General features: G+C 67.8%; 21 protein-coding genes. 5 read left to right on the forward strand and 16 right to left on the reverse strand.

The features are described 5' to 3' along the window. Positions 1–24: 24 nt before the first annotated feature. From BKA25_RS19530 to BKA25_RS19560, 7 genes are all read right to left on the reverse strand, one after another. On the reverse strand, positions 25–615 hold the full coding sequence (locus BKA25_RS19530; RefSeq protein WP_236750546.1) for a flavin reductase family protein: 591 nt from the start codon (positions 613–615) through the stop codon (positions 25–27). 195 nt (positions 616–810) lie between these two features. Continuing rightward, on the reverse strand, positions 811–939 hold the full coding sequence (locus BKA25_RS19535; protein WP_157420991.1) for a lasso RiPP family leader peptide-containing protein: 129 nt from the start codon (positions 937–939) through the stop codon (positions 811–813). A gap of 127 nt (positions 940–1,066) precedes the next feature. Further along, the gene (locus BKA25_RS19540; protein ID WP_069847696.1) at positions 1,067–1,885 is read right to left on the reverse strand and encodes an AfsR/SARP family transcriptional regulator; all 819 of its coding nucleotides are present in this window, start codon (positions 1,883–1,885) and stop codon (positions 1,067–1,069) included. 417 nt (positions 1,886–2,302) lie between these two features. Beyond that, a complete protein-coding gene (bla, locus tag BKA25_RS19545) occupies positions 2,303–3,274 on the reverse strand; it encodes a class A beta-lactamase (RefSeq protein ID WP_069847694.1) in 972 nt (323 codons plus the stop codon). Between the two features lie 151 nt (positions 3,275–3,425). Continuing rightward, positions 3,426–4,334 (reverse strand): alpha/beta fold hydrolase, encoded by a 909-nt coding sequence (locus BKA25_RS19550; RefSeq protein ID WP_084642697.1) that lies wholly within the window; start codon positions 4,332–4,334, stop codon positions 3,426–3,428. Positions 4,335–4,687: 353 nt separating this feature from the next. Next, positions 4,688–5,902, reverse strand: coding sequence for an NAD(P)/FAD-dependent oxidoreductase (locus tag BKA25_RS19555; protein ID WP_069847693.1), 1,215 nt, complete (start codon positions 5,900–5,902; stop codon positions 4,688–4,690). 58 nt (positions 5,903–5,960) lie between these two features. Next, positions 5,961–7,049, reverse strand: a complete 1,089-nt coding sequence (locus BKA25_RS19560; protein ID WP_069847691.1) for a LysR family transcriptional regulator — start codon at positions 7,047–7,049, stop codon at positions 5,961–5,963. Between the two features lie 477 nt (positions 7,050–7,526). Between BKA25_RS19560 and BKA25_RS19565 the strand changes: the two genes are divergently transcribed. Together BKA25_RS19565 and BKA25_RS28465 are read left to right on the forward strand one after the other, a co-directional pair. Next, the gene (locus tag BKA25_RS19565; RefSeq protein WP_084642695.1) at positions 7,527–8,114 is read left to right on the forward strand and encodes a hypothetical protein; all 588 of its coding nucleotides are present in this window, start codon (positions 7,527–7,529) and stop codon (positions 8,112–8,114) included. A gap of 274 nt (positions 8,115–8,388) precedes the next feature. Next, positions 8,389–9,813, forward strand: coding sequence for a PP2C family protein-serine/threonine phosphatase (locus BKA25_RS28465; RefSeq protein ID WP_084642693.1), 1,425 nt, complete (start codon positions 8,389–8,391; stop codon positions 9,811–9,813). 53 nt (positions 9,814–9,866) lie between these two features. Here BKA25_RS28465 and BKA25_RS19575 read toward each other — a convergent pair whose 3' ends face one another. From BKA25_RS19575 to BKA25_RS19585, 3 genes are all read right to left on the reverse strand, one after another. Next, positions 9,867–10,217 (reverse strand): nucleotide pyrophosphohydrolase, encoded by a 351-nt coding sequence (locus BKA25_RS19575; protein ID WP_069847685.1) that lies wholly within the window; start codon positions 10,215–10,217, stop codon positions 9,867–9,869. Between the two features lie 84 nt (positions 10,218–10,301). Continuing rightward, on the reverse strand, positions 10,302–11,921 hold the full coding sequence (locus tag BKA25_RS19580) for a carboxylesterase/lipase family protein (RefSeq protein WP_311734495.1): 1,620 nt from the start codon (positions 11,919–11,921) through the stop codon (positions 10,302–10,304). Next, a complete protein-coding gene (locus BKA25_RS19585; RefSeq protein ID WP_172803748.1) occupies positions 11,918–12,505 on the reverse strand; it encodes a TetR/AcrR family transcriptional regulator in 588 nt (195 codons plus the stop codon). The genes BKA25_RS19580 and BKA25_RS19585 overlap by 4 nt, the downstream gene beginning before the upstream one ends. 225 nt (positions 12,506–12,730) lie before the next feature. Here BKA25_RS19585 and BKA25_RS19590 point away from each other — a divergent pair, with 225 nt between their 5' ends. From BKA25_RS19590 to BKA25_RS19600, 3 genes are all read left to right on the forward strand, one after another. Next, entirely contained in the window at positions 12,731–13,081 is a 351-nt protein-coding gene (locus tag BKA25_RS19590) for a hypothetical protein (protein WP_069847681.1), read from the forward strand. Between the two features lie 75 nt (positions 13,082–13,156). Continuing rightward, the gene (locus tag BKA25_RS19595) at positions 13,157–13,483 is read left to right on the forward strand and encodes an ArsR/SmtB family transcription factor (protein WP_069847680.1); all 327 of its coding nucleotides are present in this window, start codon (positions 13,157–13,159) and stop codon (positions 13,481–13,483) included. Further along, positions 13,480–13,983: an SRPBCC domain-containing protein gene (locus tag BKA25_RS19600; protein WP_069847678.1), complete on the forward strand. Its 504-nt coding sequence runs from the start codon at positions 13,480–13,482 to the stop codon at positions 13,981–13,983. The genes BKA25_RS19595 and BKA25_RS19600 overlap by 4 nt, the downstream gene beginning before the upstream one ends. A gap of 20 nt (positions 13,984–14,003) precedes the next feature. On the opposite strand, the gene BKA25_RS28470 is transcribed toward BKA25_RS19600, so the two are convergent. From BKA25_RS28470 to BKA25_RS19630, 6 genes are all read right to left on the reverse strand, one after another. Then, positions 14,004–15,977, reverse strand: coding sequence for a beta-galactosidase (locus tag BKA25_RS28470; RefSeq protein ID WP_236750544.1), 1,974 nt, complete (start codon positions 15,975–15,977; stop codon positions 14,004–14,006). A gap of 51 nt (positions 15,978–16,028) precedes the next feature. Next, on the reverse strand, positions 16,029–16,967 hold the full coding sequence (locus tag BKA25_RS19610) for a carbohydrate ABC transporter permease (RefSeq protein WP_069847672.1): 939 nt from the start codon (positions 16,965–16,967) through the stop codon (positions 16,029–16,031). Beyond that, positions 16,964–17,968 (reverse strand): ABC transporter permease, encoded by a 1,005-nt coding sequence (locus BKA25_RS19615; RefSeq protein ID WP_069847671.1) that lies wholly within the window; start codon positions 17,966–17,968, stop codon positions 16,964–16,966. Before BKA25_RS19615 ends, BKA25_RS19610 begins: the two co-directional genes overlap by 4 nt. A gap of 15 nt (positions 17,969–17,983) precedes the next feature. Then, on the reverse strand, positions 17,984–19,630 hold the full coding sequence (locus BKA25_RS19620) for an extracellular solute-binding protein (protein ID WP_069853395.1): 1,647 nt from the start codon (positions 19,628–19,630) through the stop codon (positions 17,984–17,986). Positions 19,631–19,704: 74 nt separating this feature from the next. Then, a complete protein-coding gene (locus BKA25_RS19625; RefSeq protein WP_069847669.1) occupies positions 19,705–21,690 on the reverse strand; it encodes a glycoside hydrolase family 31 protein in 1,986 nt (661 codons plus the stop codon). 140 nt (positions 21,691–21,830) lie between these two features. Next, positions 21,831–22,841, reverse strand: coding sequence for a LacI family DNA-binding transcriptional regulator (locus BKA25_RS19630; protein ID WP_069847667.1), 1,011 nt, complete (start codon positions 22,839–22,841; stop codon positions 21,831–21,833). Positions 22,842–22,882 lie beyond the last annotated feature (41 nt).

Here is a 22,882-nt window from a genome sequence, read left to right on the forward strand (position 1 = left end):
CGATGGCAGCGCCTTCGATCGGTTTCAGCCTGCGGGCCAGCCCGCGTACCGCCGCCGCCCGTACATCAGCGGACTGCGGATCTCCGCGTAGTGCCGGATGTGGGTGACCTCGCCGAAGACCACCCGGTGATCGCCGACGAGTTTGCTGTCGACGACCCGGCATCGCGCCACGGCGTGCACGTCGTCGAACAACACCGGGACTCCCCAGGAAGGCTCGATCCGCCAACGCACCCGATCGAAACGGTCGGGTGCTCCGGAGCCGAACAGCTCAGCGACGGGTTGCGCCGCCTCATGCAGCAGGTTCACCGCGAAGACCCGGCGGCGTCGGATCGCCGCCAGAGTCGGACTACCCGCGCGCAGACAGGCCAACAGCGTCGGCGGGCCCAGGCTCACGCTGCACAGCGCGGAACAGGTCATGCCCATCGGAGCCTGGCCGCGACCGAGGGTGCTGATCACCGTGACCCCGGTCGGGAATCCGGCCATCAGCAGCCGAAACCGCACATCGTCGGCCGCGTCCTGCGGCTCTGGGCCGTCGAGATCGGTGCCCCGTTCGGGCTGGACGTCCGAGCTGTCCCGATCGGTCTCGATCTCGGTGGCGACATCGTTGGTGACCACGGTGACTCCGTTCCACGTCGAGGAAGCGCCGTGTTCTGAGACTCGGTCGATCGTCGCCCTGTCGATGGGCACGAGTCGGCCCAGCCGCGCGGACCTGCGGACTTCGGTGGTTACCCGGCACGGCCGCACCGAGGCGCGGGGACACACATCGGCACGGCCGTACTCACGCGGTCATTCGGTGCTTATTCGCCCGAATCAGCACAACATGACGCAGGTCCAGTCGGCTTCGAAGCCCCAGCCCGGGCGGCCGAGCGTCACCTCGTCGAAGACACCGACCTCTTCCAGTGCGGGGGGTTCGTACGCCACCACGGACTCACCATTCATGATGATCTCCTCCAGACAGGATCGATACACTCGACATCCCGCGAGATTCGCCAGACCACATCACTCCGGGATGCGATATCAGGCTAAATACTCTCGCTTGTGTCGCCCTTGTCTCCGTCTTGCCCGGCTATGAACGGTGCCCTGATCTGCTGGTCACCCGCCAGTAGTCGCCGCCGATCACGAAGTCGTTCTGTTGCAACACCGGATCGTTGCGCAATATCGAGGTCTCCAACCAGGCCAATCGGTCAGGAGGCTCCAAACCGAAATCCCGGTCCATGGATTCGCGAAGTCGCCGGAATACCTCGAGTGCGTCCGCGGTGCGACCCGCCCGGTGCAGCAAGATCATCAACTGCGCGGCGAATCTCGGCCTGCCGGGAAACCTGGTCAGTAGTTCGGTCAGCTTGGCTACCAACTCCAGCCAATGACCCAGTCCGATTTCGAGATCGATCTGCGCGGTGAGGATATCGAGGCGCCGTTCCTCCAGGGGAACGCACAATTCGAGGCGGGCCCGCTCGTTGGTGATGTCGGACAGCGGCTCCCCGTGCCAGAGGTCGAGCGCCTGCCCGTAGAGCCGCGCCGCGTCCGGCGCAGACGCCGCCTTGGCCTGTCCTACCAGTGCCTCGAAGCGGTGTGCGTCGATGCATTCCGGTTCCATCGACATCAGGTAGCCGGGGCCGACGGTCCGCAGGCTCATCCCCTCGGCCATCGCCTTGCCGCCCGCGATGCCCAGCGCCGACCGGAGTCGCGACACATGGGCATGCAATGAGCCGGTCGCCGATCGGGGTAGCGGATCGCCCCACAGCAACTCGAACAGTCGTTCCCGATGGACCGACTCATTGGCGTTCAACAGCAGGACTGCGAGCAGGAGGCGACGTTGTTGTGGACCGATTTCGCATACTCGGCCCTGCCGCCAGAATCGAACTTCGCCTAACAGCTGGAAATACATCGCTCTCCGATCGCGGCGCCGCACTTCCTACCGGGCCCGATCGGCCGGCGGCAGCACCCCCATCTGGCCGCGTTCGTCCTCTTCAGGTTCTCTACAAGATGAATGATCACCGTCATGACGCTCCCCGCTTGATGAACCTTCACCATTACAATATTCCGCCCAGGTTAACGCGACATTCCGCTCCCGCTTCAAGATCGACGACGGAGGCGGCACGCCGACGTAACGCGCCGACCAGAGTAACACCATGATCTGTCACCAAAGGGTGAAGCAATTCATGCGATAGCACCGGATCCATGTTGATTCCCTTGGCGGTCCGGCGATCGCCATCGAGTCATTCACGGCCGTCGCCACCGGCATCCGGGTGCCCCCACCGAACTTCGGCGGCTACCGGTCCGGCGGGGGTCGGATGCTGCTCGATCAGGCGAGCATGTCCACCACGTATTCGGTGGCCGCCGCCAAGAGCGCATTGTCGTACCGGGCATCGCGTTCGTCCTTGCTGGACATGATGGCGATGGCGATCGGTTCGGCATCCGGCGGCCAGACGATGCCGATGTCGTTGGCGGTGCCGTAATCGCCGGTCCCCGTCTTGTCGGCCACCGTCCAGCCTGCGGGGAGCCCGGCCCGGATCCGCTGCTCGCCTGCCAGGGTGGCGTTGCGCTCCAACAGGTCGCGCAGGAAGTCCCGCTTCTCGGCGGGCAGGGCGGCGCCGAGCACGATGTCGTGATAGTCGGTGCCGATGGCACGCGGTGAGGTCGTGTCGCGAGGATCGCCCGGGGTGGCCTCGACGATCGTCGGTTCGTAGCGATCCATCCGAGTCACCGTGTCACCGAGGCTGCGGGTATAGGCCGTCAGTTCGGCCGGTCCGCCGATGTCGCGGAGTAAGAGGTTGCCCGCCGTTCCGTCGCTGAATCGGACTGCGGCGTCGCACAGCGCGCCGATCGTCATCCCGGTGGCCACGTGCTGCTCGGTGATGGCGGAGCTGGCCATGAGATCGGCCTCGGTATAGGTGACGACCGTGTCGAGATAGGACATCGGATGCCGGTGCAGCACGGCTGCGGCGGCCAATCCCTTGAACGCGGAGCAGAAGGCGAAGCGCTCGTCCGCGCGGTGGGAGACCGTGTTGCCGGTGCCGACCGCGATGGCATAGACACCGAGCCGCGCATCGAACTCCCGCTCGAGTTCGAGGAGCCGATCGTGCCGCCTGCTCACCTCGGTCGGAGCGGGGGCGCTGCTCGGAGTCGAAGGGTCGGGCTCGCCCGGCGGGTCTCCCGGGCTCGAGGATGTCACGGCACCGATCAGCTCGTCGCCCCCACAGCCCGCGAGCGAGAACAGCGCGGCCGCACCGAGCACCGCGCGGCGGGTCACCGCCCCTACCGGTTTCGTCGTCATCCTGGCCTCCGAGGCGCCGTTGGAACGGATTACCACGGCGCAGAACCCAGCCGTAGCCCGCTGCCGGGCGGGATCCGTATCGCCAAGAGCAATCCTGGTCTACCTGGTGATCCCGCCCGACAGCGGTGCGGTGGAACTTCGAGTTATCCGATCAGGCGGGCAGCCCGGCGAGCAGTGCCGCCATCTCCCGCGCTCGATAGACGAAACCCGCGTGCGAGCTGTCCACGGTGTGCACGTCGTAACGATTGTCCGGGGTCAGCGCGTCGGCCTCCGCGATCAGCCGGTCCTGCATGGCCACCGGCAACGACCGGTCCTGCAGCAGCCGGACGTAGCTGCGCGCCACGGTGCCCCAGGTCTCGGCGTGCACCGTGGCGTCTCCCGCCATCACCTGCAGCGACTCGTCCGGTTGCAGGATGTTGAGGAAGGTCAGGAACTGCGCATCGGTGGCATCGGCCATCACGGCAGCCTTGAGCGCAGGCAGCAGGGTCGGGTCGGCCGTGCGGTAATTGGCCCGCCCCACCCCGAGCCGCGCGGGATCCCCGACGTTGAGGGCCGCCAGCGGAGCCAGCAGGTTCTCGCCGAACTCCGGTTCCGCCATGTACTCGAGTGGATTGCGCAACCGCACGCAGCTCCACGCGGAGATGTAGACCAGTCGAGCCACCGCTTCCGGTGCACGATCGGCGACGCCGCTGATGGTCAGGCCACCGAGGCTGGCACCGACGAGCACGACCGGGCCGTGTGCCCCCACGGTGCGCACGACGTCGAGCACCGCCTCGACGTTGTCGACGAGGGTGACCTCGGCCAGCTTCGACGGTTCGTTCGCCCAGGCCTGGAGATCCTGGGGTGCCTGGTAGGACGCCGAGTACTCCGCGTCGAGCCCGTGTCCCGGGAGATCGACGGCGTGACTGCGGTGACCGAGCAGCGCCAGTTCACGTTGGATCGACGCCCACATGAAGGAGTTGGAACCGGACCCGTGGACGAACACATAGGTCGGCGCGCCGTCGATCCGCCTGGTGCGGTCTGCCGAGTGACCGGCGGCCTGGTTGGAGAGCTGTGCCATGAGATGGACCTGTCTTCCCCCGGGGCATGCGTGGACGCCCCGATGCAGCGAAATATGAGCAAGAGCTGCTGATCGCAGGCGGGCTCGCCGACGAAGCCGACTACCACGATGGGTGGAACGGCCATCGAGCATCCAGCGCCGGGTGAGGGCGAGCTGGAGCGGCCGTGCGGGTATGGCTCGGCCGGCGGCCTACCTACGGCTCGGTGTCGAGCGCGCCGAGCGACGGCGCGCCTCGGTACCGGCGAAGGTCAGGCGGCGCGAAGCCTGCAGAAGGAATGCATGAGGACCACGCGCACACCCTACCCCGCTGCTTTGCTCAGACGACACCGATTTTCTCGACGACGTCCGCGCTGCTAGACCTCGGCCATGGCGTCGGCCCATTCGACACCGGTGTCCAGAGCGGTCCGCCACCGCCGCAGCCCCCGGAAGTCGCCGACACCGAGCACCCCGGCCACCCGGCTGCCCTTCCGGTAGAGCGCGATGAAGCGTCGCTGTTCGAACGAGCCGGAGACCAACCGCACCTCGTCGTGGTCGCGCAGCAGGCCGTGCGACTGGATCTTGACGTCGAACTGGTCGGACCAGAAGTAGGGAATAGGGGCGAACGGGACCGGTTCGGCGGCGAACATCGCGTTGGCGACGTGTCTGGCCTGTTCGGCGGCATTGGTGCGGTGCTCGATGCGCATCTCGACGTCGTAGCGCGGGTTGAACCAGCGTGCGACGTCGCCGGCGGCGTATACCCCCGAGCCCGCCGAACAGGTGGGATCGCAGTGCACGCCGTCCTCGCAGTGCAGGCCGCTGCCCGCCAACCAGTCGACCGATGGCCGCGAACCGATGGCCACGACCACGGCGTCGGCGGGCACGATGTCGCCCTCGGCGAGTTCGACCCCGGCCACCGCGCCATCGACCACCTGCAGCGAGCGCACCGCGGCGGCAGGCCCGGTCCGCAGATCCACCCCGCGCTCCCGGTGCAGCTGCGCCACGAAACCACCGACCTCGGCGCCCACCACGGCCGCCAACGGAGTCGGTGCCGGGTCCACCAGGCATACCTGCGCGCCCAGCCGACGGGCCGAGGCGGCGACCTCGGTGCCGAGGAAGCCCGCGCCCACCACCACCAGCCGAGCATCCGGGCGCATCTCGGTGCGCAGCGCGATGACGTCGTCGACCGTGCGCACGGTGTGCACCCCTCGAACGCCGTGGGTGTCGGGAAGTCGACGCGGGGCGACCCCGGTGGCGACGACGAGCCGGTCGTAGTCGGCCACGCCGCCATCGGCCAGTGTCACCCGACGTCGCGCCAGGTCGAGACCAATCGCGGCGATGCCGAGGCGGAGGTCGACGTCGAGGTCGTGCAGCTCCGATTCGGAGCGCAACCGAACCCGTTCCGGGTCCCAGTCGCCCGCGAGAACCTGTTTCGATAACGGCGGTCGGTCGTAGGGAAGGTGGACCTCGTCGCCGATCAGCGTCACCGCCCCGTCGAAGCCGTTGCGGCGCACGGTGTCGACGACGGTCAACCCGGCCACCGACGATCCGACGACCACGATTCGACGCGGGGTATCCCCGAGTGCAGTCATGTCGACGACGGTATCCGGGTTGCCGCGCCACGGGCAGTGCTTCGATCTTGGTCCGTGTTCAACCCGCGTCCTCGGAGCCGGTGTCGGTGTCGGTACGCCTGCGCTTGTACTGGATGTCCTGGCGGGCGAACGCGGACCACATCAGATTCAGCGGATGGTCGTCGGGATAGGCGGCTCGCTCGTCCCGGCGGGCGAACAGTCCGGCCAGCACCTGCAGGCCGGGTGCCACGTCGTCGACGAGCTCGATGGTCCGCAAATTGTCGCCCTCCGGCAGCCTGCCCTGCGCGGCGGCCTCGCCGATCCCCTGGGTGACCAGCATGCAACCCCGGGTCAGCTGCGAACGAAGCAGCTCGAAACCGTAGTGCACGGTGTCGATCTCGGCGGCGATCTCCAGGCGGAGCAGGTATTCGGGACCGAACCAGCCCCGGAGGAAGTCGGTGATCAAGCCGTAGCTGGGCACCACCAGCGGCAGCATCGGCAGGTCACTGGTCCGGATCGGCTCGTCGGGCAGGATCTCCGGCGGCAGGTTGGTGACCAGCGACAGACCGCTGCGCCGCCAGGCCATCACATCGAGGTCGGCCAGCTCGTCGACGTCGTCGGTCCTGGTGACCAGGCTGCCACAGACGAGGTCGACCTGTTTGGCCCGCAGCCTGCCGAACAGATCGCCGGAGCGGACGTGCACCACCTTCAGCTCGATGCCCCGGCTCTCGAACTCCGCCGCGACGAAGCGGCCCGCGTCGGCGAGGTATCGCAGGGTGAATCGGGTGGTGGCCACCGTCAGGATGCCGCCGAGACTGCGTCGACATTCGTCGATCTCGTCGAGCCAGCCCGCCAGCGTGCGCCGCGCCATCTCGACCAGGGACTCACCGGTCCCGGTGAACAGCATGTCCTTGCCTCGGCCCTGTTTGAGCACCAGCGGTTCGCCGCAGAGCACGCTGAAGTTGCGGTTCATCGTGTCCAGCTGCTTCTGAACGCTGGACTGCTCACGCCCCAGCATCCGCGCGGCGCCGAGGGCGGTGCCCACCTCGCGCACCGCAAGCAGGGTTCGAAGCTGATCCAACGTGGTGTCGAGTAACGGCGGCGGGGACTGCAGAAGCCGACTCCTGCCACTCGCCGAGGGGAACCTCAATGGATTGAACTCGGACATTCTTCCTTCTTGCGGTCGCGGTCATTCGGTCGCGAGCGTAGACGATAGTGCAGCAAACTAATCTCCAATCGATGACAAGTTTTCTTTAGATCAGGTCCCGGATTCGACGTCGATTCGTTGATCTCTGGGTAACATCTGTCCCGCTTCATCGGCCGTGATCGACACTCGATCTCCCGCTCCCGAACAAAACGGGCGGCGGCATCGCTGATGCCCGGCCAGCCGCACCGACCGGCGGACCCCAGGAAGGAATCCGAACACAAACCAGACGTAACAGGTCCGAATCACAACGCGGGATAACCGCCATCCGGAATTCCGCGCCTGCGACGCGGGACATCGAATAGTGCATCCCGCCCTGCGCCAGAGGACTACCCGAGAACCCATCTCGGCTACGGCGGCGTGCCCGGACTTCGACAGCGGTCGCAGTGCTGCCTGCCCTGCACGACGCTCCTCCACAACCCAGAGAGAGATCCAACCCCCATGAACCAACCCCGGAACGCTCCGCCCAGCGACGAACAGCTCGCCGTGCCCTCGACGCCGCCCCGTAAGCCGCCCGTCGTGATCGGGCTGCTCATCCTCGTGCTCGTCGCCGTGTTGACCTCGGCGATCGGCTCGGTACTGGTCTACAGCGGCGGTGCGACCATGGCCGAGGAGAACCTCATCGCGGCGATCGACGAATCCCCGGAGGGCCGGGAGATCTCCCGGGGAATGTCTTCCACCGAATTACAGGAGATGATGGGGCCCGAGTTCTGGGACACGATGGTCGCCGAACGGCAGGACACCATGAGTGCCCGCGCCTCGATGGCGATCTTCCTCTCGACATTACTCCTGGTTTTCGGGCTACTCGCGCTCAATTCGGCGCTGTGGGCCAGGATTCTCATCACCATCGTCATCCCGTTCGCCGTCTTCCCGCATATGTTGATTACCGAGGACTATCCGCCTGCCATGTTGGAAACCTTGAGCATGATCTCGGTGTGGACCGCATTGCTGGCGATCGCATTCTGCTGGCTGCCCGGCCACGGAAAGCACTCTCGCGCTGTCAAGCAGGCGCGTTCCAGCACCGCCTGACCCGCCTTTTCTGCCACGCATAGTCACCACTGGCCGCCCGGTGCCTCGGCACGGGCGGCCAGTGGTCGTCGGACGAAGATCGATCGGCAGCGGTACCCGGCCTCACACAGCGTCAGGAGTCACGGCGACCTCGCGCACACTTGACTGACGGCGGTGACCGCCGGTCCTGTCCCGGCTCTGCGTTAACCTGCAGAGGTCGGCGGTGGTGACGACCCTTGGCGCGAAACGATCGGACGTCTCCTCACAGAGGTTGGACGGGTGAAGGAGCTGCCTCATGACCCTCGCTCTGCGCTTCACGGCTCGCAGTGACCGAGGACTGGTCCGGTCGAATAACGAGGACTCGGTGTATGCGGGACCTCGACTACTCGCCGTGGCCGACGGGATGGGCGGCCATGTCGGGGGCGAGATCGCCAGCAGGCTGGTCATCACCGCGGTGACACCGCTCGACGACGCCGACCTAGGCGGCGACCTGACGCGGATGCTCCAGGACGCGACCGTCGACGGGAACAGCGCCATCGCCGCGACCGTCGAGGAGGATCCCGAACTCGCGGGCATGGGGACGACCCTGACGGCGCTGCTGTTCGCCGACGACAGGGTGGGTCTGCTCAACGTCGGTGACTCCCGCGCGTATCTGCTGCGCGATGACCAGCTTCACCAGATCACCCACGACGACACCTTCGTGCAGTCGCTCGTCGACGCGGGACGTATCACCGTCGCCGAGGCGGAGGTGCATCCCAAGCGTTCGCTGGTGCTTCGGGCGTTGACCGGTGAGAAGGCCGTCGAGGCGACGACCGAGATCCGGGAGGTTCGCGCAGGCGACCGCTACCTGCTGTGCTCGGACGGACTCACCGACGTCCTCAACCATGCGGCGCTGACCATCGCGTTGCGAGGGGGCGACCACGAGGCCTGCGCCGACAAGCTCGTCGAGGCCGCGCTCGCGGGCGGCGGACCGGACAACGTGACGGTGATCGTCGCGGACGTCGTCGAGGTTCCCGCCGAGCAGCCCGCAGCCGATGAACCCGCCGATTCCGCCCAGGCGGGCACGCCGACCGAGGCGCAGAGCTCCGCGCCTGCGGCGGCCGCACCGACGGCCTCGGAAACCGAGTCCGCGCCCGCTGCTCCGGAGCAGCCTGGGCATCAATCGGCTTCGACCCAGGACCACCCCGACTCGCCCACGATGCCCGACGAGCCCGTCGGATCGGATGCGGCCGATGAGTCGGATGTCGACGATGACGACGACCATGGCTGGAACGCGGCAGGGAACCGATCCGCGACCGGAGTCCCGCTCCAGCGGCCGATGCCCGGCCGGGTCCAAGACGTCCAGGACGTCCAGGACGGCGATCTGGACGCCGGGGAAGCCGCTCCGTCGGGCTCCCCGGCTGCCGCCGAGGTTGCGGAGACCGCCGAGGATCGCACGGACGACCGGGCTCCGGACGATGCCACTGCGGCGATTCGACGTGCCGTCTGGGATTCGGTGGAGCGGGATCTCTCGGAGACCGCGACAACGCATCGAGACGTCCCCGATGAATCGGCGATCGATTCGCCGGCCACGCCCGCACACGATGCTTCCCGGGCCGACGCCACGTCGACGCTGGGACCGCAGCCCGGCCCGCGACGTCGGTCGAAGCGCTCGCTGCTGATGGGTGCCGCGGTGCTCGGTGCCGTGGCCACGATCGCGATCCGTCGTTTTCGCCGTTGACCGGCCGCTGAGAAGCCGTCGGCCCGCAGCTCGGGCGGCCGACGGATTCCGCGTCAGGGGTCGATCCGGGTGATCGAACCGTTCTGCAACTCGACGGGAAACCGACGCTCGTTGCGATCGATCTTGGCGTTGGCCTCCGCGAGTAGGTCGATCCCGCAGGAATTGGCGAATTGGAGCAGGTAGAGCAGAACATCGGCCGCTTCGTCCGCCAACCTGTCGCGCAACGGCCCCTCGGCCAGCGCGGCGGGGATCTCCTCCGGTGCCGACCACTGCAGTTCCGAGGCCAGCTCGCCCGCCTCGCCGCTCAAGGCCATCGCCAGGTTCTTCGGTGTGTGGAACTCCTGCCAACCACGGGCGGCCACGAACGCCGCCTGCCTTGCCCGCACCGCTTCGAACTCGCTCATGCGGTGCACGCTATTCCCCGACCGAACACGAGCGGGCGGCTCGGCATCGACCGAGCCGCCCGCCACCGTGTGGTCCGGTTGGGATCAGGCGATGGTGGACCAGAATTCGAGCCGGTGCTCGGCCGCGAAGTCCACCGGGGCGATCCCGTCCGGGCCCGGGGCCAGCGACAGAACGTGGTCCTCGGTGCCGAAGGGCTCCCAGGTCGGCAGGTCCGCACCGTTGGGGTCACCGGTGCGGGCGAAGTTGGTCCAGTACCGGATCATCTGGTCGGACAGGGCCAGTTGCGATTCGTCGAGCTGCGCCTCGAACTCCTCGCTCCGGAACAGGTAGCTGGTCTCCGCGCTGTGGAAGGCTCCCGGCGGGAAGTCCTCGGGGAACGGGATCTCGGTGGGGGCCTCGGTGTCGGCGAACTCGAAGGCGTAGGTCGGCACCGCTTCGGCGAACATCCGGTTGTGGCGCAGCGTCGACATGGCCCACATCCGGTCGGTCAGCACCGCCGCCCAGGCCAGGCTCGGGGTGTCGTAGTCCGCCAACGGGTATTCGGCCTCGACGGCTGCGGCGTGCTCACCGAAGGCCTCGGCCAGCAGGGTCGGGTACTCCTCGGCGGTTACCGGTTGACCGATGAGGTCGCGGAAGGTGCCGACGAAGGTGCGGTGTTCGTCCTTGGTCGACCCGGAGAGCACCGGGACGTCCGCGAACTCGCCTGCCGCAAGAAGATCCGCCGGGAGTCCGGGCAGCACCTCGTTGCCGTAGGTCATGGCCTGGAACAGGTTCGTCGCCTGCGGGTGTTCCAGCAGGGTCTCGACGGGCAGTTCGCGTAGACACGCCAGCGCCGATTCCGGGTCCGGGCAACCGAGTTCCTCGGCCACCATGCTTCCGACGGCCTGCGTCTGCTCGGTGGGCGTCCACCCGAAGGATTCCAGCGCCGGGACGCCCGGGAAGAGTGCACCTGCGGGCGCGTCCATCAGTGGGAAGGCGCTCTGCAGGATCGCGCGATGGAACAGCCCCTGCGAGCCGGGGGATATCAGATGCGCGGTCGTCGCGGTGGCGCCGTAGGACACCCCGAAGAGGGTGACGTTGTCCGGGTCGCCACCGAAGGCCGCGGCGTTGCGCTGTACCCATTCCAGGGCAGCCCGCTGATCGAGCATCCCGAAGGTTCCCGACCCCTCCAAGCCCGGCAGCCCGAAGCCGCCGAAGGTGCCGAGCCGGTAGTTCACCGTGACGACGACGACGTCACCCTGGGCGGCGAGCCGCCGCGCCTCGAACAGGTCGCCCGATCCCACGGCGCCGTCGCCGTGCAACCACACCATCACCGGCTTGGGCTCGGCATCGGCATCGGCTGCGGGAGTGGTCACGTTGAGGAACAGGCAGTCCTCGTCGGTGCTGTTGATGTCGGCATAGGAGGCGCCGACCTGGGGGCAGGGCGAACCGGGCTCGGTGGCCTCGCGAACATCCGTCCACGATTCGGCCGGCTGCGGAGCGGCCCAGCGGAGTTCGCCGGTGGGCGGTGCGGCGTAGGGAATCCCCTGGAAGCTGCGGTGATCCGCAGCGACCACGCCACGCACCTCTCCGTTGTCGGTGGCGACGACGTCATCGCTCATCGCGGACTCCCGAGGTCGCTGGGCTGGTTGGGCGGTGGCGCAGGCGGTCGTCAGCAGGCCGATGGCCAGGGCCATGCCCACCACCGCGCGCGAGCGCTTCACCGTTGGCTCCTGGTCGCGTTGTCGATCATGGTGGTGAGTTCCTCTCGTACGGTGTCGAGTTCGGCGGGCGCGGCATCGCGGAGTCGGCTCAGCACGCCGTCTCGCAAGGCGAAGACGAAGAGCGCCATCGCCTCGGGATCGAACTCCCGGAAATCGCCGAGTCGGATGCCCTCCCGCAGCAGCTCGGCCAGCGCGGCGTGATCGCTCTCGACCAACCTGGCGTAGGCGGTGGCCTCGCTCGCGGCGATCTCGGCCTCGCCCTGGATGCCGAGCAGGGTCAACATGTCGGCCCGGTGCAGGCGCAGGAAGTCGAGTTGGGCGCCGATGAAAGCCCGCAGCTGCGCTGGAACGGTGGTGTGCGCGTCCACCCGCTCGACGACGAAGGCGGCGAATCGCCCGAGCACATCGCGCACGACCTCGGTGATCAGCTCACTTCTGTTCTGGAAGTGATAGGAGATCAGGCCGGAGCTACTCAGCCCCGCCCGTGCGGCTATCTGCCGATAAGAGGCTTTCGGATAACCGACGTCGGCGATCGTCTCGATCGCGGCCGCCACGATCTGTGCCCGCCGCGCCCGCTCCGTCACAGTCAGCTCACCTGAGCCAGACTTTGCTTGCATGAGTCAAAGTTAGCACAGCTGAGCAAACTGATGATCGAGCCTTCTCGAACCGGTATGACCAGCGAAAACGTCGTTCCAGGCCGGAACTTCACCCATGAGCCCTCGCGACTCCGGGCCGAAATCAGTCGGCTCGACGCGGAAACGCCGGTAGGTTTCCGCCGACCGCCTCGCAGCATCCGAGAGGGGACGACCATGTCAGCCGTACGAACCACAACCCTCTGGCGCCCGACCGGACCGATCGAGCTGGAACTGCTTCGCGAGGCACGCTTCCGCGCCTGGCCGCCCAGGCTCCCCGAACAGCCGATCTTCTATCCGGTGCTCAACGAGGACTATGCGATCCGCATCGCTCGAGATTGGAACGTCAAGCACGACGGCGCGGGTTTCGTGACGCGTTTCGAGGTGGAGACCGAGTTCCTCAGCCGTTACCCCGTTCGGCAGGCGGGCGGGGCGACCATCCTCGAACTGTGGGTGCCCGCCGAGGAGCTCGACGAGTTCAACGCCCACCTCGTCGGCGAGATCCAGGTCGTCCACGAGTTCCGTTGAGCGGCGTGCGATCGACGGTGCCCCGGCGGGCCAGCGCCGCTTGCCAAATGTGTAAGCCTTTGCTTACATATCCGCGTGGATCGATTCGAGGCGCTCGGCGAGCCCCATCGACGACGCATCGTCGAACTCGTCGCCGAGCGAGCACGCAACGCGGGTGAACTCGCCGCCCATTTCTCGATCAGCCGACCCGCTGTCTCCCAACACCTCCGGGTGTTGACCGAGGCCGGGGTGCTGACCGTGACGGCACAGGGCAGGCAACGGCTCTACTCGCTCGATCCGACCACCCTCGACGAGGTCGAGAACTGGCTGGACGCCCAACGAGAACGGTGGGCGCGGGCCCTCGACTCGCTGGAAGCCGCCATGGCCACCGAACCCCGAACTCCAGGAGAGCCCAACCCATGACCACTCGCCACGCTGCCCGACGCGGCACCCTCGGCGTCGACAAGGCCGGGGTGTTCCGCATCCAGCTGCAACGACAGTTTCCGTACTCCCCTGCCCAGGTCTGGCAGTGGATCGTCGACCCGGACCGGCTCGCCCGCTGGCTTCCGGGCTGTCGCATCGACACCGAGGTCGGCGGCGAGGTGTGCTTCGACTTCGGTGAGGAGGGTACGGCGACCGGCGCGGTCCTTGCGGTCACCCCGCCGGGGGCTCGGGGAGCGCTCACCCATACCTGGGTGTGGGAGGGCGTGCCGGAGTCGACGGTGCGATGGACGGTCACGGGCACCGCCGAGGGAAGCGAGCTGACCCTGGTGCACTCCGAGTTGGTCCGCGAACCCGCCGCCGACTTCGCCACAGGCTGGCACGTCATGCTGGATTCACTGGAACTCGACCTCGCGGGCGAGCCCACCGACCCGGCATGGCAGGACCTCCCGGCGATCGCCGAGCTCTATCAGCAGTCCTGAGCTGCCGAAGCCCAGTCGCCTTACTCCATCAGCGCCAAGACCGCGAAGGCCCCCAGTTCGGTGAGCCCGGAATGCGGCTGTCCGCCCAGCAGATCCACCCGGGCAGCCGCATCGAGCTGCACCGAGACGGCGTCCGAACGGTTATTGATCACGAAGAGCACTCGCCCCCGGCGGACCGCTGTCACTCCGACGGGCAGTTCCGGCAGCACCCCGGCCACCCCGGCGTCCACACACACCTTGCGCAGCAGTTCCGCGAGTGCCCTCGGATCGGGTTCGGTGGCCAGATACCAGGCTGCGCCCGCGCCGAAGCCGTTGCGCAGCATTACCGGCCTGCCCGCCCGGTGTCCGTCGGCGACGGTGGCCAGCACCTCCGCGCCCTCGGGCCGCAGGTCCTCCAGCCAGTCGCGGGCCTCGAAGTCGCCGATCGACTCCGAGGAACACCGCACCGTCTCCCCCTCGGCCAGCGGGTCGAACTCCTCGATTCGCAAGCCCAACACCTTCCGGAGCCGCGCTGGATAGCCACCGAGGCCGATGTGGTCGTGTTCGTCGACGATGCCGGAGAAGGAGCCGAGGACCAGCGTGCCGCCGCGCTCGACGAAGGCCGTCAGGTTCGCCGCCGCTCCCTCGGTGACCAAATACAGATTCGGCGCTATCACCAGCCGATAACCGGACAGGTCGGCGTCCGGACCCACCACGTCGACCGTGATGCCCTGCCGGGCCAAGGCGGTGTGGAAGGCGCGCAGTCTGCCGAGCACGTCGATATCGGCCGTGGGGTGGGCGTCCAGTCGCACCGCCCACCAGCTCTCCCAGTCCAGTACCAGTGCCACCGCGCAGTCGATCCCGGCATCGGCCAATTCGTCCAGCCGCCGTAGTTCGGCACCCAGCGAGCAGACCTCCCGGAACACCCGGGTGTCGGGCCCGGCATGCGGCAGCATCGCCGAGTGGTACTTCTCCGCCCCGGCGCGGGAGGCCCGCCATTGGAAGAAGCACACCGCACTGGCGCCCCTGGCCACCGCATGCCACGACTCGGCACGCAGTTGACCGGGGCGTTTCGCGGCGTTGCGCCGCCGCCAGTTGACCGCGCTGGTCGCGCCCTCCATCAGGAACCATGGGCCGCCCGCCATGGTGCGCATCAGATCGAAACCCAGTCCGGCCAGTTCGTGGGCGGCCGGATCGGCCGGGTCGGGGTACCAGTCGTGGGAGACGACGTCCTCGCGCCGGGCGAGCGCCCGATAGTCCAGCGGCGCGTCCAGACCAAGGAAGTTACTGGTGATCGGCATCGTCGGCGTCGCGGCGCGCAGCACGTCGCGCTGCACCTCGAAACACTCCAGCAGCGCGGCCGAACCGAATCGTCGGAAGTCCAACTGGTGTCCCGGATTGATCAGGTAGGGCGCGCGCCGGGGCGGCCTGATCTCCGCCCAGTCCGAATAGCGCTGGCTCCAGAACACCGTGTGCCAGGCCTCGTTGAGCGCGTCGAGGTCGTCGGCATAGCGCTGCCGCAGCCAACGCCGGAAATGCGCGGCGCTGACGTCGCAGTAGCAGACCTCGCACAGCTCGTTGTCCACATGCCACATCGCCAACGCGGGATGGTCGCCGTACCGCTCGGCGAGGTCGGCCACCAGCGACAGGGCATGCTCGCGGTAGATCGGCGAGGACGGGCAGAAGTGGTTGCGGGAGCCGTACAGCAGCCGTCGCCCGTCGGCGTCCACCGGCAGGGTCTCGGGATAGCGATGGCCCAGCCAGGGCGGCGGACTGGCGGTGGGCGTGGCCAGGTCCACGGCGATCCCGCCCGCGTGCAGCAGGTCGAGGACCTCGTCGAGCCAGCCGAAATCCCGCGCGCCCGGTGTCGGTTCCAGCCGCGCCCAGGTGAAGACGCCCACCGTCACCAGCGTGACCCCGGCTTCGCGCATCAGCTCGACGTCCTGCCGCCAGACCCGCGCAGTCCACTGTTCCGGGTTGTAGTCGCCGCCGAACACGATGCGGCCGCGTGTCACGTCCGAGATCCCCGCCACGATGTCCTTCCCACTGCAGTGGAGTCGGTCGCCTCAGCCCTTGACCGCACCGACGATGACGCCCTTGGTGAAGTGCCGTTGCACGAAGGGGTACACGAACAAGACCGGCAGCACGGCCAACACCACGACCGCCATCTTCACCGCCAGGGTCGGCAACGGCCCGCCGGCCACCGAGTCGATCGGCCCCGCTCCCGGGATCGGAATGCCCTCCAGCGCGTAGGTGCGGAGCACCAGTTGCAGCGGCCACTTGTCGTTGTCGCTGAGGTAGAGGAAGGCATTGAAGAACGCATTCCAGTAGCCGACCCCGTAGAACAGGGCGATCACCGCCGTCACCGCCTTGGACAGCGGCAACACCAGCGAGGTCAGGATGCGGAACTCGCCCGCCCCGTCGATGCGGGCGCTGTCGGTGAGTTCCTGCGGGATGCTCATGAAGAAGGAACGCATCACGACCAGGTTGAAGGCGGCGACCGCGGTAGGCAGCACCAGTGAGGCGTAGGTGTCCAGCAGCCCGAAGGTCTGCACCGTCAGGTAGGTGGGGATCAACCCCGGCCCGAACAGGAAGGTCAGCAGCACCGCGAACAACAGGGGCCGGTGCGCGAAGGAGCCCCGCCGCGACAGGCCATAGGCGGCCAGCACCGTCAGCGTGGTGCTGAACAGGGTGCCGAACAGGGTGAGCCCGGTACTCACCAGCACCGAGCGGGTCACGACTCCCCCGGACAGGATCTCCTCGTAGGCGGCGAGGCTGAATCCGTCCGGGACCGTCACCAGGCCGCCGGCCCTGGTGATCGCCTCCTGGGGAGAGAGACTGGTCAGCACGACGACGTACAGCGGGAACGCCACCGCCAGCACCACCAGCGCGAGCACCACTGCCTTGGCCGCCCGCCCGAGCGGCGTCGGTTCCTCCTCCCAGGCGGGCCGCAGCGGATGTCGACGGCGCCGAGGCGCCTGAGGTCGTTCGGCGATCGTGGTCATGAGCGCGAATACACCCCCGGTTGACCGAGCAGGTGCGCGACCTTGTTCGCCCCGAGGACCAACAGCAGGCCGACCACCCCCTTGAACAGGCCTGCGGCGCCCGCGTAGGCGAAGTCGCCGTTGACCACACCCTCGTAGTAGACGTAGGTGTCCAGAACCTCCGAGGCGTTCACCCCGACGGCGCCGCGTTGCAGCAGGAACTGCTCGAATCCGACGGACAGTGCGTCGCCCAGCCGCATGATCAGCAGCAGCACGATCACCGGCACCAGCGCGGGCAGCGTGACGTGCCAGAGCCTGCGCCAGCGGCTGGCTCCGTCCACCGCCGCCGCCTCGTAGAGATCGGCGTTGACCGTGCTCAGCGCGGCCAGGAAGATGATCATTCCCCAGCCTGCGTCCTTCCAGATTCCCTCGGCGGTGACCAGCAGGATGAAGGTGTCCGGGTTGGTCATCACGTCGAAGGCGCCGAGGTCGTTCTGACGCAGGAAGTTGTTCACCACGCCCGCGCCGCCGAGCATCTGCTGGAACAGCGTGATGACCAGCACCCAGGAGAAGAAGTGCGGTAGGTACACCACGCTCTGGATGAACAACTTCAGCCGGGCGCTGAGCAGACTGTTGATCAGCAGCGCCAACACGATCGGCACCGGGAAGTAGAAGACCAGCTGGAACGCGGTGATCCCCAGCGTGTTTCCGGTGGCACGCCAGAAGTCGGGGTCACCGAAGAGGCGTTCGAAGTTCGCCAGCCCGATGATCGGGCTCTCCAGGATGCCCACGAACGGCGAGTAGTCCTGGAAGGCGATCACGTTGCCCAGCAGCGGAAGGTAGTGGAACGCGGCCAGCACGAGGATGGTCGGCGCCACCATCACCAGCAGCGGCCAGTCACGGCGGAATCGGCGACGTCGATCGGCGCGGCGCAGTGCCGCCCGAGACGGCGGCGGGACCGGTTCGCGCGGTCCCACCACCTGCCCCGATTCGGCCCGAGGTTCGTCAGCGTGGATGGTCATCGTCGTGGAGCCGACTCAGCGTCCGGCCTCGTCGAGCGACTCGGCGTAGAACTCGCGGAGCTCGTCACCGCCGTCCCGACGCCAGCCGTCGACGACCGAGGGCAGTTCGTCCACCGAAGTACGACCGCGCAGGAGATCCTGCAACCGGTCGTCGAGTTGTTGAGCGAGCCCGGTCAGGCGCGGCGGCTCCTCGATGCGCAACCCGTCGGTGAGCTTGTCCACCTGGAACGGGGCGACCTCGGCCTCCCAGGCGTGCATGGCCTCGACGTAGCCGGGGTACTGCGACTGGTCGACGATGTAGGGCGGCTTGGCCAGGAATCCGTAGGTGATGGTGATCTCGCGCGAACCGAGGTCGGTGAGCGCCGGGGCGCCGTTCGCGTCGCGCTCACTGTGCTGGCCCTCGACCCCGTAGTTGATCAGGTAGTTCTCCTCCGAGCCGATCGGCGCGGCACAGAAGTCCAGGATGCGCAGCAGCTCCTCGACCCGTTCCCCCGGCAGGTCGGAGGAGATGAAGGTCATCAGGTTCGCGGCCTCCTGCGTGTAGTAGACGGGGTCGCTGCCGTCGTGGGAGAACGCCGGAATGGGCCGCATGTCGAAGTCCGGATTGGACGGCAGCTGCCGTGCCAGAGCCTCCTGCCACGCACCGAGGCCGTCGCTGAACAGCCACAGCGCACCGCTCTCGAACAGCTCCTTCTCCTGGCCGGTGGTGCTGCCCGCGACGGTGGGATGCACCAGGCCCTCGCGGAAGAGCCGGGCCATGAACTCGACCGCCTCGGTGAAGGCCTCGGTCTCGGATTCGTGGATGAGGTTGCCCGCCGAGTCCCGACTCCATTCGGCCGGGACGCTGAACATCCGCTTGACCTCCAGGAAGATGTTCCCGCAAGCCCAACGCCCGGCATCGGGGTCGGTGATGTCGGTGCACAGGCGGTAGAGGTCGTCGGCGCTCTGCGGCGGCACGAAACCCGCTTCCTGGAACAGGTCGTGCCGGTAGTAGAGGGCCAGCGGGAACAGCCCGGCCGGCGTGGGCACCGCGCGAAGCCCGTCGTTCCACACGCAGTACGCCCACGCCCGGGTGGGGATGTTGGCCAACCGGGGATACGCCGCGACCGCATCACCCTGCAGGTACTCGGTGAGATCGGTGAAGGATCCGCCGACCGCCTCGCCGAAGCGGGCAGGCACATCCCAGTCCGGGATCACGGTCAGTTCGGGCAGCTCGCCACCCGCGAGCTGGGCGTTGAGTCGGGCCGCGTAGTCGCTGCCGTTGACGACGCTGAAGTTCACCTCGGCGCCCAACCGCTCGTTGACCGCCCGGTGGTAGGCGTTGTCCGAGGGGGCCAACGGCCAGTAGGCCGGGGTCATCGCGGTGACCTCGCCGCCGGTCCCCGGTGTCTCGGTGACGGCCCGGACCAGCTCGGCGGGATAGCTGGTGTAGCCGGGAACCGAGCCGTGCACACCGGGGAGGTCGGGGGCGGCGTACTCGATCGGCGTGTAGGAGGGCAGCAGCCCGGCCAGCCGGTCCTCGCTGGTGACCGATCCACCGGACGTCGAACCGCCGCCGGAGGAGGAACAGCCGCTCAACAGCGGGCTGGCTGCGGCGACGGCGGCCCCGGCGCCGAGGGCCGATAACAGGGTTCTTCGGTTGATCCTGGCTTCGCCGAACATGCTCACGGGCATCTCTCTCTCGAATGGCAGGGAGGGCGCCGGGAGCGGGTCCGCTCGACGCCGGTGACGCCGGGTCAGGCCTTGATCGGTACCTGGGCGTCCGCACGCAGGTAGACGGGGATCCGGTCCAGCGGTGCGTCGGCCGTGATGGTCCGACCGCCTTCGTGCGTCTCGCCGGTCCAGGCATCGGTCCAGGTCTGGCCCGCCGGGAGATAGACCGACCTGGCGCGCTCGCCGAGCGCATAGACCGGTGCCACCAGCACATCGGGGCCGAAGAGGAACTGGTCGTCCACCGACCAGGTCTCGGGATCGTCGGGGAAGTCGACGAACACCGGCCGCATCGGCGGCAGTCCGGTCTCGTGGGTGACGCGCATCTGCTCGCTCACATACGGGCGCAGCCGCTCACGCAGGTCGAGCGAGCCCTTGATGAGTTCGTAGGCCTCGTCGCCGAAGCTCCAGATCTCGTTGGGACCACCGCTCATCTTCGGGCCGAGTCCCATCCGCGGCGCCCGATCGCCGTGCAGGCGGAACAACGGGCAGAAGACGCCGTATTGGAACCAGCGGACCACCAGCTCCCGGAAGTACTCCGTGTCGGGGTCGCCGCCGTGGAAGCCGCCGATGTCGGTGGTCCACCACGGGATGCCGCTCACCGCCACGTTGAGCCCGGCGCGGATCTGCTCGCCGAGGGACTCGAAGGTCGCCGCGATGTCACCCGACCACAGGGCGGCGCCGTACCGTTGGCTGCCTGCCCACGCCGACCGGCACAGCGAGACGATCTCGGTCTCGCCCTCGCCGCGCATGCCCTCGTAGAAGGCCCTGGCGTTCTCGGTCGGATAGCTGTTGAGCACCTCGAGCCCGGGTCCCGCGTGCAGTCGTAGATTGCCGGGGGTGCCCGGTTTGATCTCCGGTTCGCAGGCGTCCAACCACCAGACCTTGATCCCGTGCCGGTAGTAGTTCTCCCGCACCCGGTTCCAGACGTATTCGCGGGCCTCGGGGTTCGTGGAGTCGTAGAAGGACACCCCGATGCCGACGGGCGATTCCACGCCCTTGTCCGGCCAATCGGCATGCACCGGCGGGCCCTGGTCGGTGTCGATGAACAGGCCCTTGTCGAGCATCTCCGGGTAGTTCTCCGCCAAGGGGCTCACCGACGGCCAGATGGAGACCATGAGTTTGACGCCGAGTTCGGTCAGTTCGCGGACCGCCTCGGCCGGGTCGGGCCACTCCTGCGGGTCGAACCGCCATTCGCCGAGGTGCGTCCAGTGGAAGAAGTCGCAGACGATCACCGACAGCGGCAGGCCACGGGTGTGGTACTCCCTGGCCACCGTCAGCAGTTCCTCCTGGCTGCGGTAACGCAGTTTGCTCTGCCAGAAGCCGGTGGCCCAGTCCGGCAGCATCGGCGCCTTGCCGGTGGCCTCCGCATAGTTGCGCAGCACATCGGCGGGCCCCGAACCCGAGGTGATCCAGTAGTCGATCTGCCGCGCGGAGTCGGCCACCCACCGGGTGCCGGTGACGCCGAGTTCGACGCGACCCACGGCCGGGTTGTTCCACAACAACCCGTAACCTCGGCTCGACAGCACGAACGGGATGGTGACCTCGGAGTTGCGTTGGATCAGCTCGACGACCGCGCCCTTCTGATCCAACAGACCGTGTTGATGCTGGCCGAGACCGAAGAGCCGCTCCCCCGCGTAGGCACGGAAGTTCTGCTCGATGCGGTGGTATCCGTTGCCGTTGCCTGCGAACAGTCGCGGGCCCGGCCACCAGAAGTGGATCGGTTCCTCGGCGAGCAGCTCCTCGCCGGTGTCGGTACGCAGGAATCGCAGGCGGCCTTTGAGATCGATCTCGACGCGAATACCGCCGTTGACCAGGCTGGCACCCTCCGGGCCCACCGTGATCTCGGCGCCGGCATCGGGCCGTTCGCCCAGTGCGCCGGGTAGATCGGTGCGCAGGACGGTCTTGCCGACCCGGACCCGCACACTGTCCTGGCCCCACGGCTCGATCCGTACCACCTGGTGGCCCCCACGCCACTCAAGGCCATCCGGGATCTCGCGAAACTCGGTCACGCGGCTCTCCTGTTCGGTTCAGGGGTGGTCGTCGTCGAATCGATTCGACTGCGGAACGCACGACGAGATGGCCCGGTGGCGACCACTGGTTCGTCGGCGTTGGAGGGTTCTCGTCGGCCGTGCTGGGATCTCCAGCGCGGTCAGGCGGTGCGGGGGCTGCCGGTGCTGCGCCGCTCGGTGAGTCGAGGCGGCAGCAGGGTGACGGCGGGAGCACGCTCGCCCGAGGTCTTGGTCATCAGCAGTTCGACGGCGTGCCGTCCGACGTCGGCGGAGGGAATCTGCACCGAGGTCAGCGGCGGTGAGGACAACTCGGCGACCTCGTCCGGGCAGATGGCCACCACCGACACGTCCTCGGGCACTCGCTTGCCCAGCCGGTGCAGCACGTTGAGCAACGGGCCGAGCGCGGATTCGTTGTGCACGACCAGGCCGGTCAGTCCCGGCTGTTCGGCGAACAGTTCGCCGACCGTGGCGGCAACCGAGTCGTGATCGAATTCGCAGGAGCGCGTGGTGCAGGCGACACCCCGACGCAGGGCCGCGCTGGTGAATCCCGCCATGGTGCGGTGGGCGTAGCCGGTGTCCCGTTCGTAGACCACCTTCGGCGCCCCCAATAACGCGACCTCGGTGTGGCCCAGGTCGGTGAGGTGGTCGACGCACAACGCACCCGCGGCGACGAAGTCGAGGTCCACACAGGTCAGTCCGGTCGAATCGGCCGGGAACCCGATGAGCACCGAGGGTTGGGACAACTCCCGCAGCAGCGGGACGCGTTCGTCGTGCATCTCGACGTCCATCACGACCAGCGCGTCGGCCATGGCGCTGCCCGCGACCCGGCTGATGCCGCCCACCCCCTGATCGGAGGTCACCAGCAGCACGTCCTGATCGTGCTCGCGTGCCGAGGTCACCACCGATAGCACGAACTGCATGGCGACCGGAACATTCACCCCGGTACGCAGTGGCAGCACGAGTGCGATCACGTTCGTTCGGTTGCTCGCCAACGCTCTGGCCCCCGCGTGGGGGTGGTAGCCGAGCAGTTTGATGCTGTCCTGGACCCTGGACCGGGTACCCGCCGAAATGGCTCGCCGCCCGGTCAGGACGTAGGACACCGTGCTGGGCGCCACTCCTGCGTGGCGGGCGACATCAGCGATGGTGACCACAGTGCACCCCTGACTCTCCAGTGAGCTAAGTCACGTCAAAC

The sequence above is a fragment of the Actinoalloteichus hymeniacidonis genome (assembly GCF_014203365.1).
Taxonomy (GTDB): domain Bacteria; phylum Actinomycetota; class Actinomycetes; order Mycobacteriales; family Pseudonocardiaceae; genus Actinoalloteichus_A; species Actinoalloteichus_A hymeniacidonis.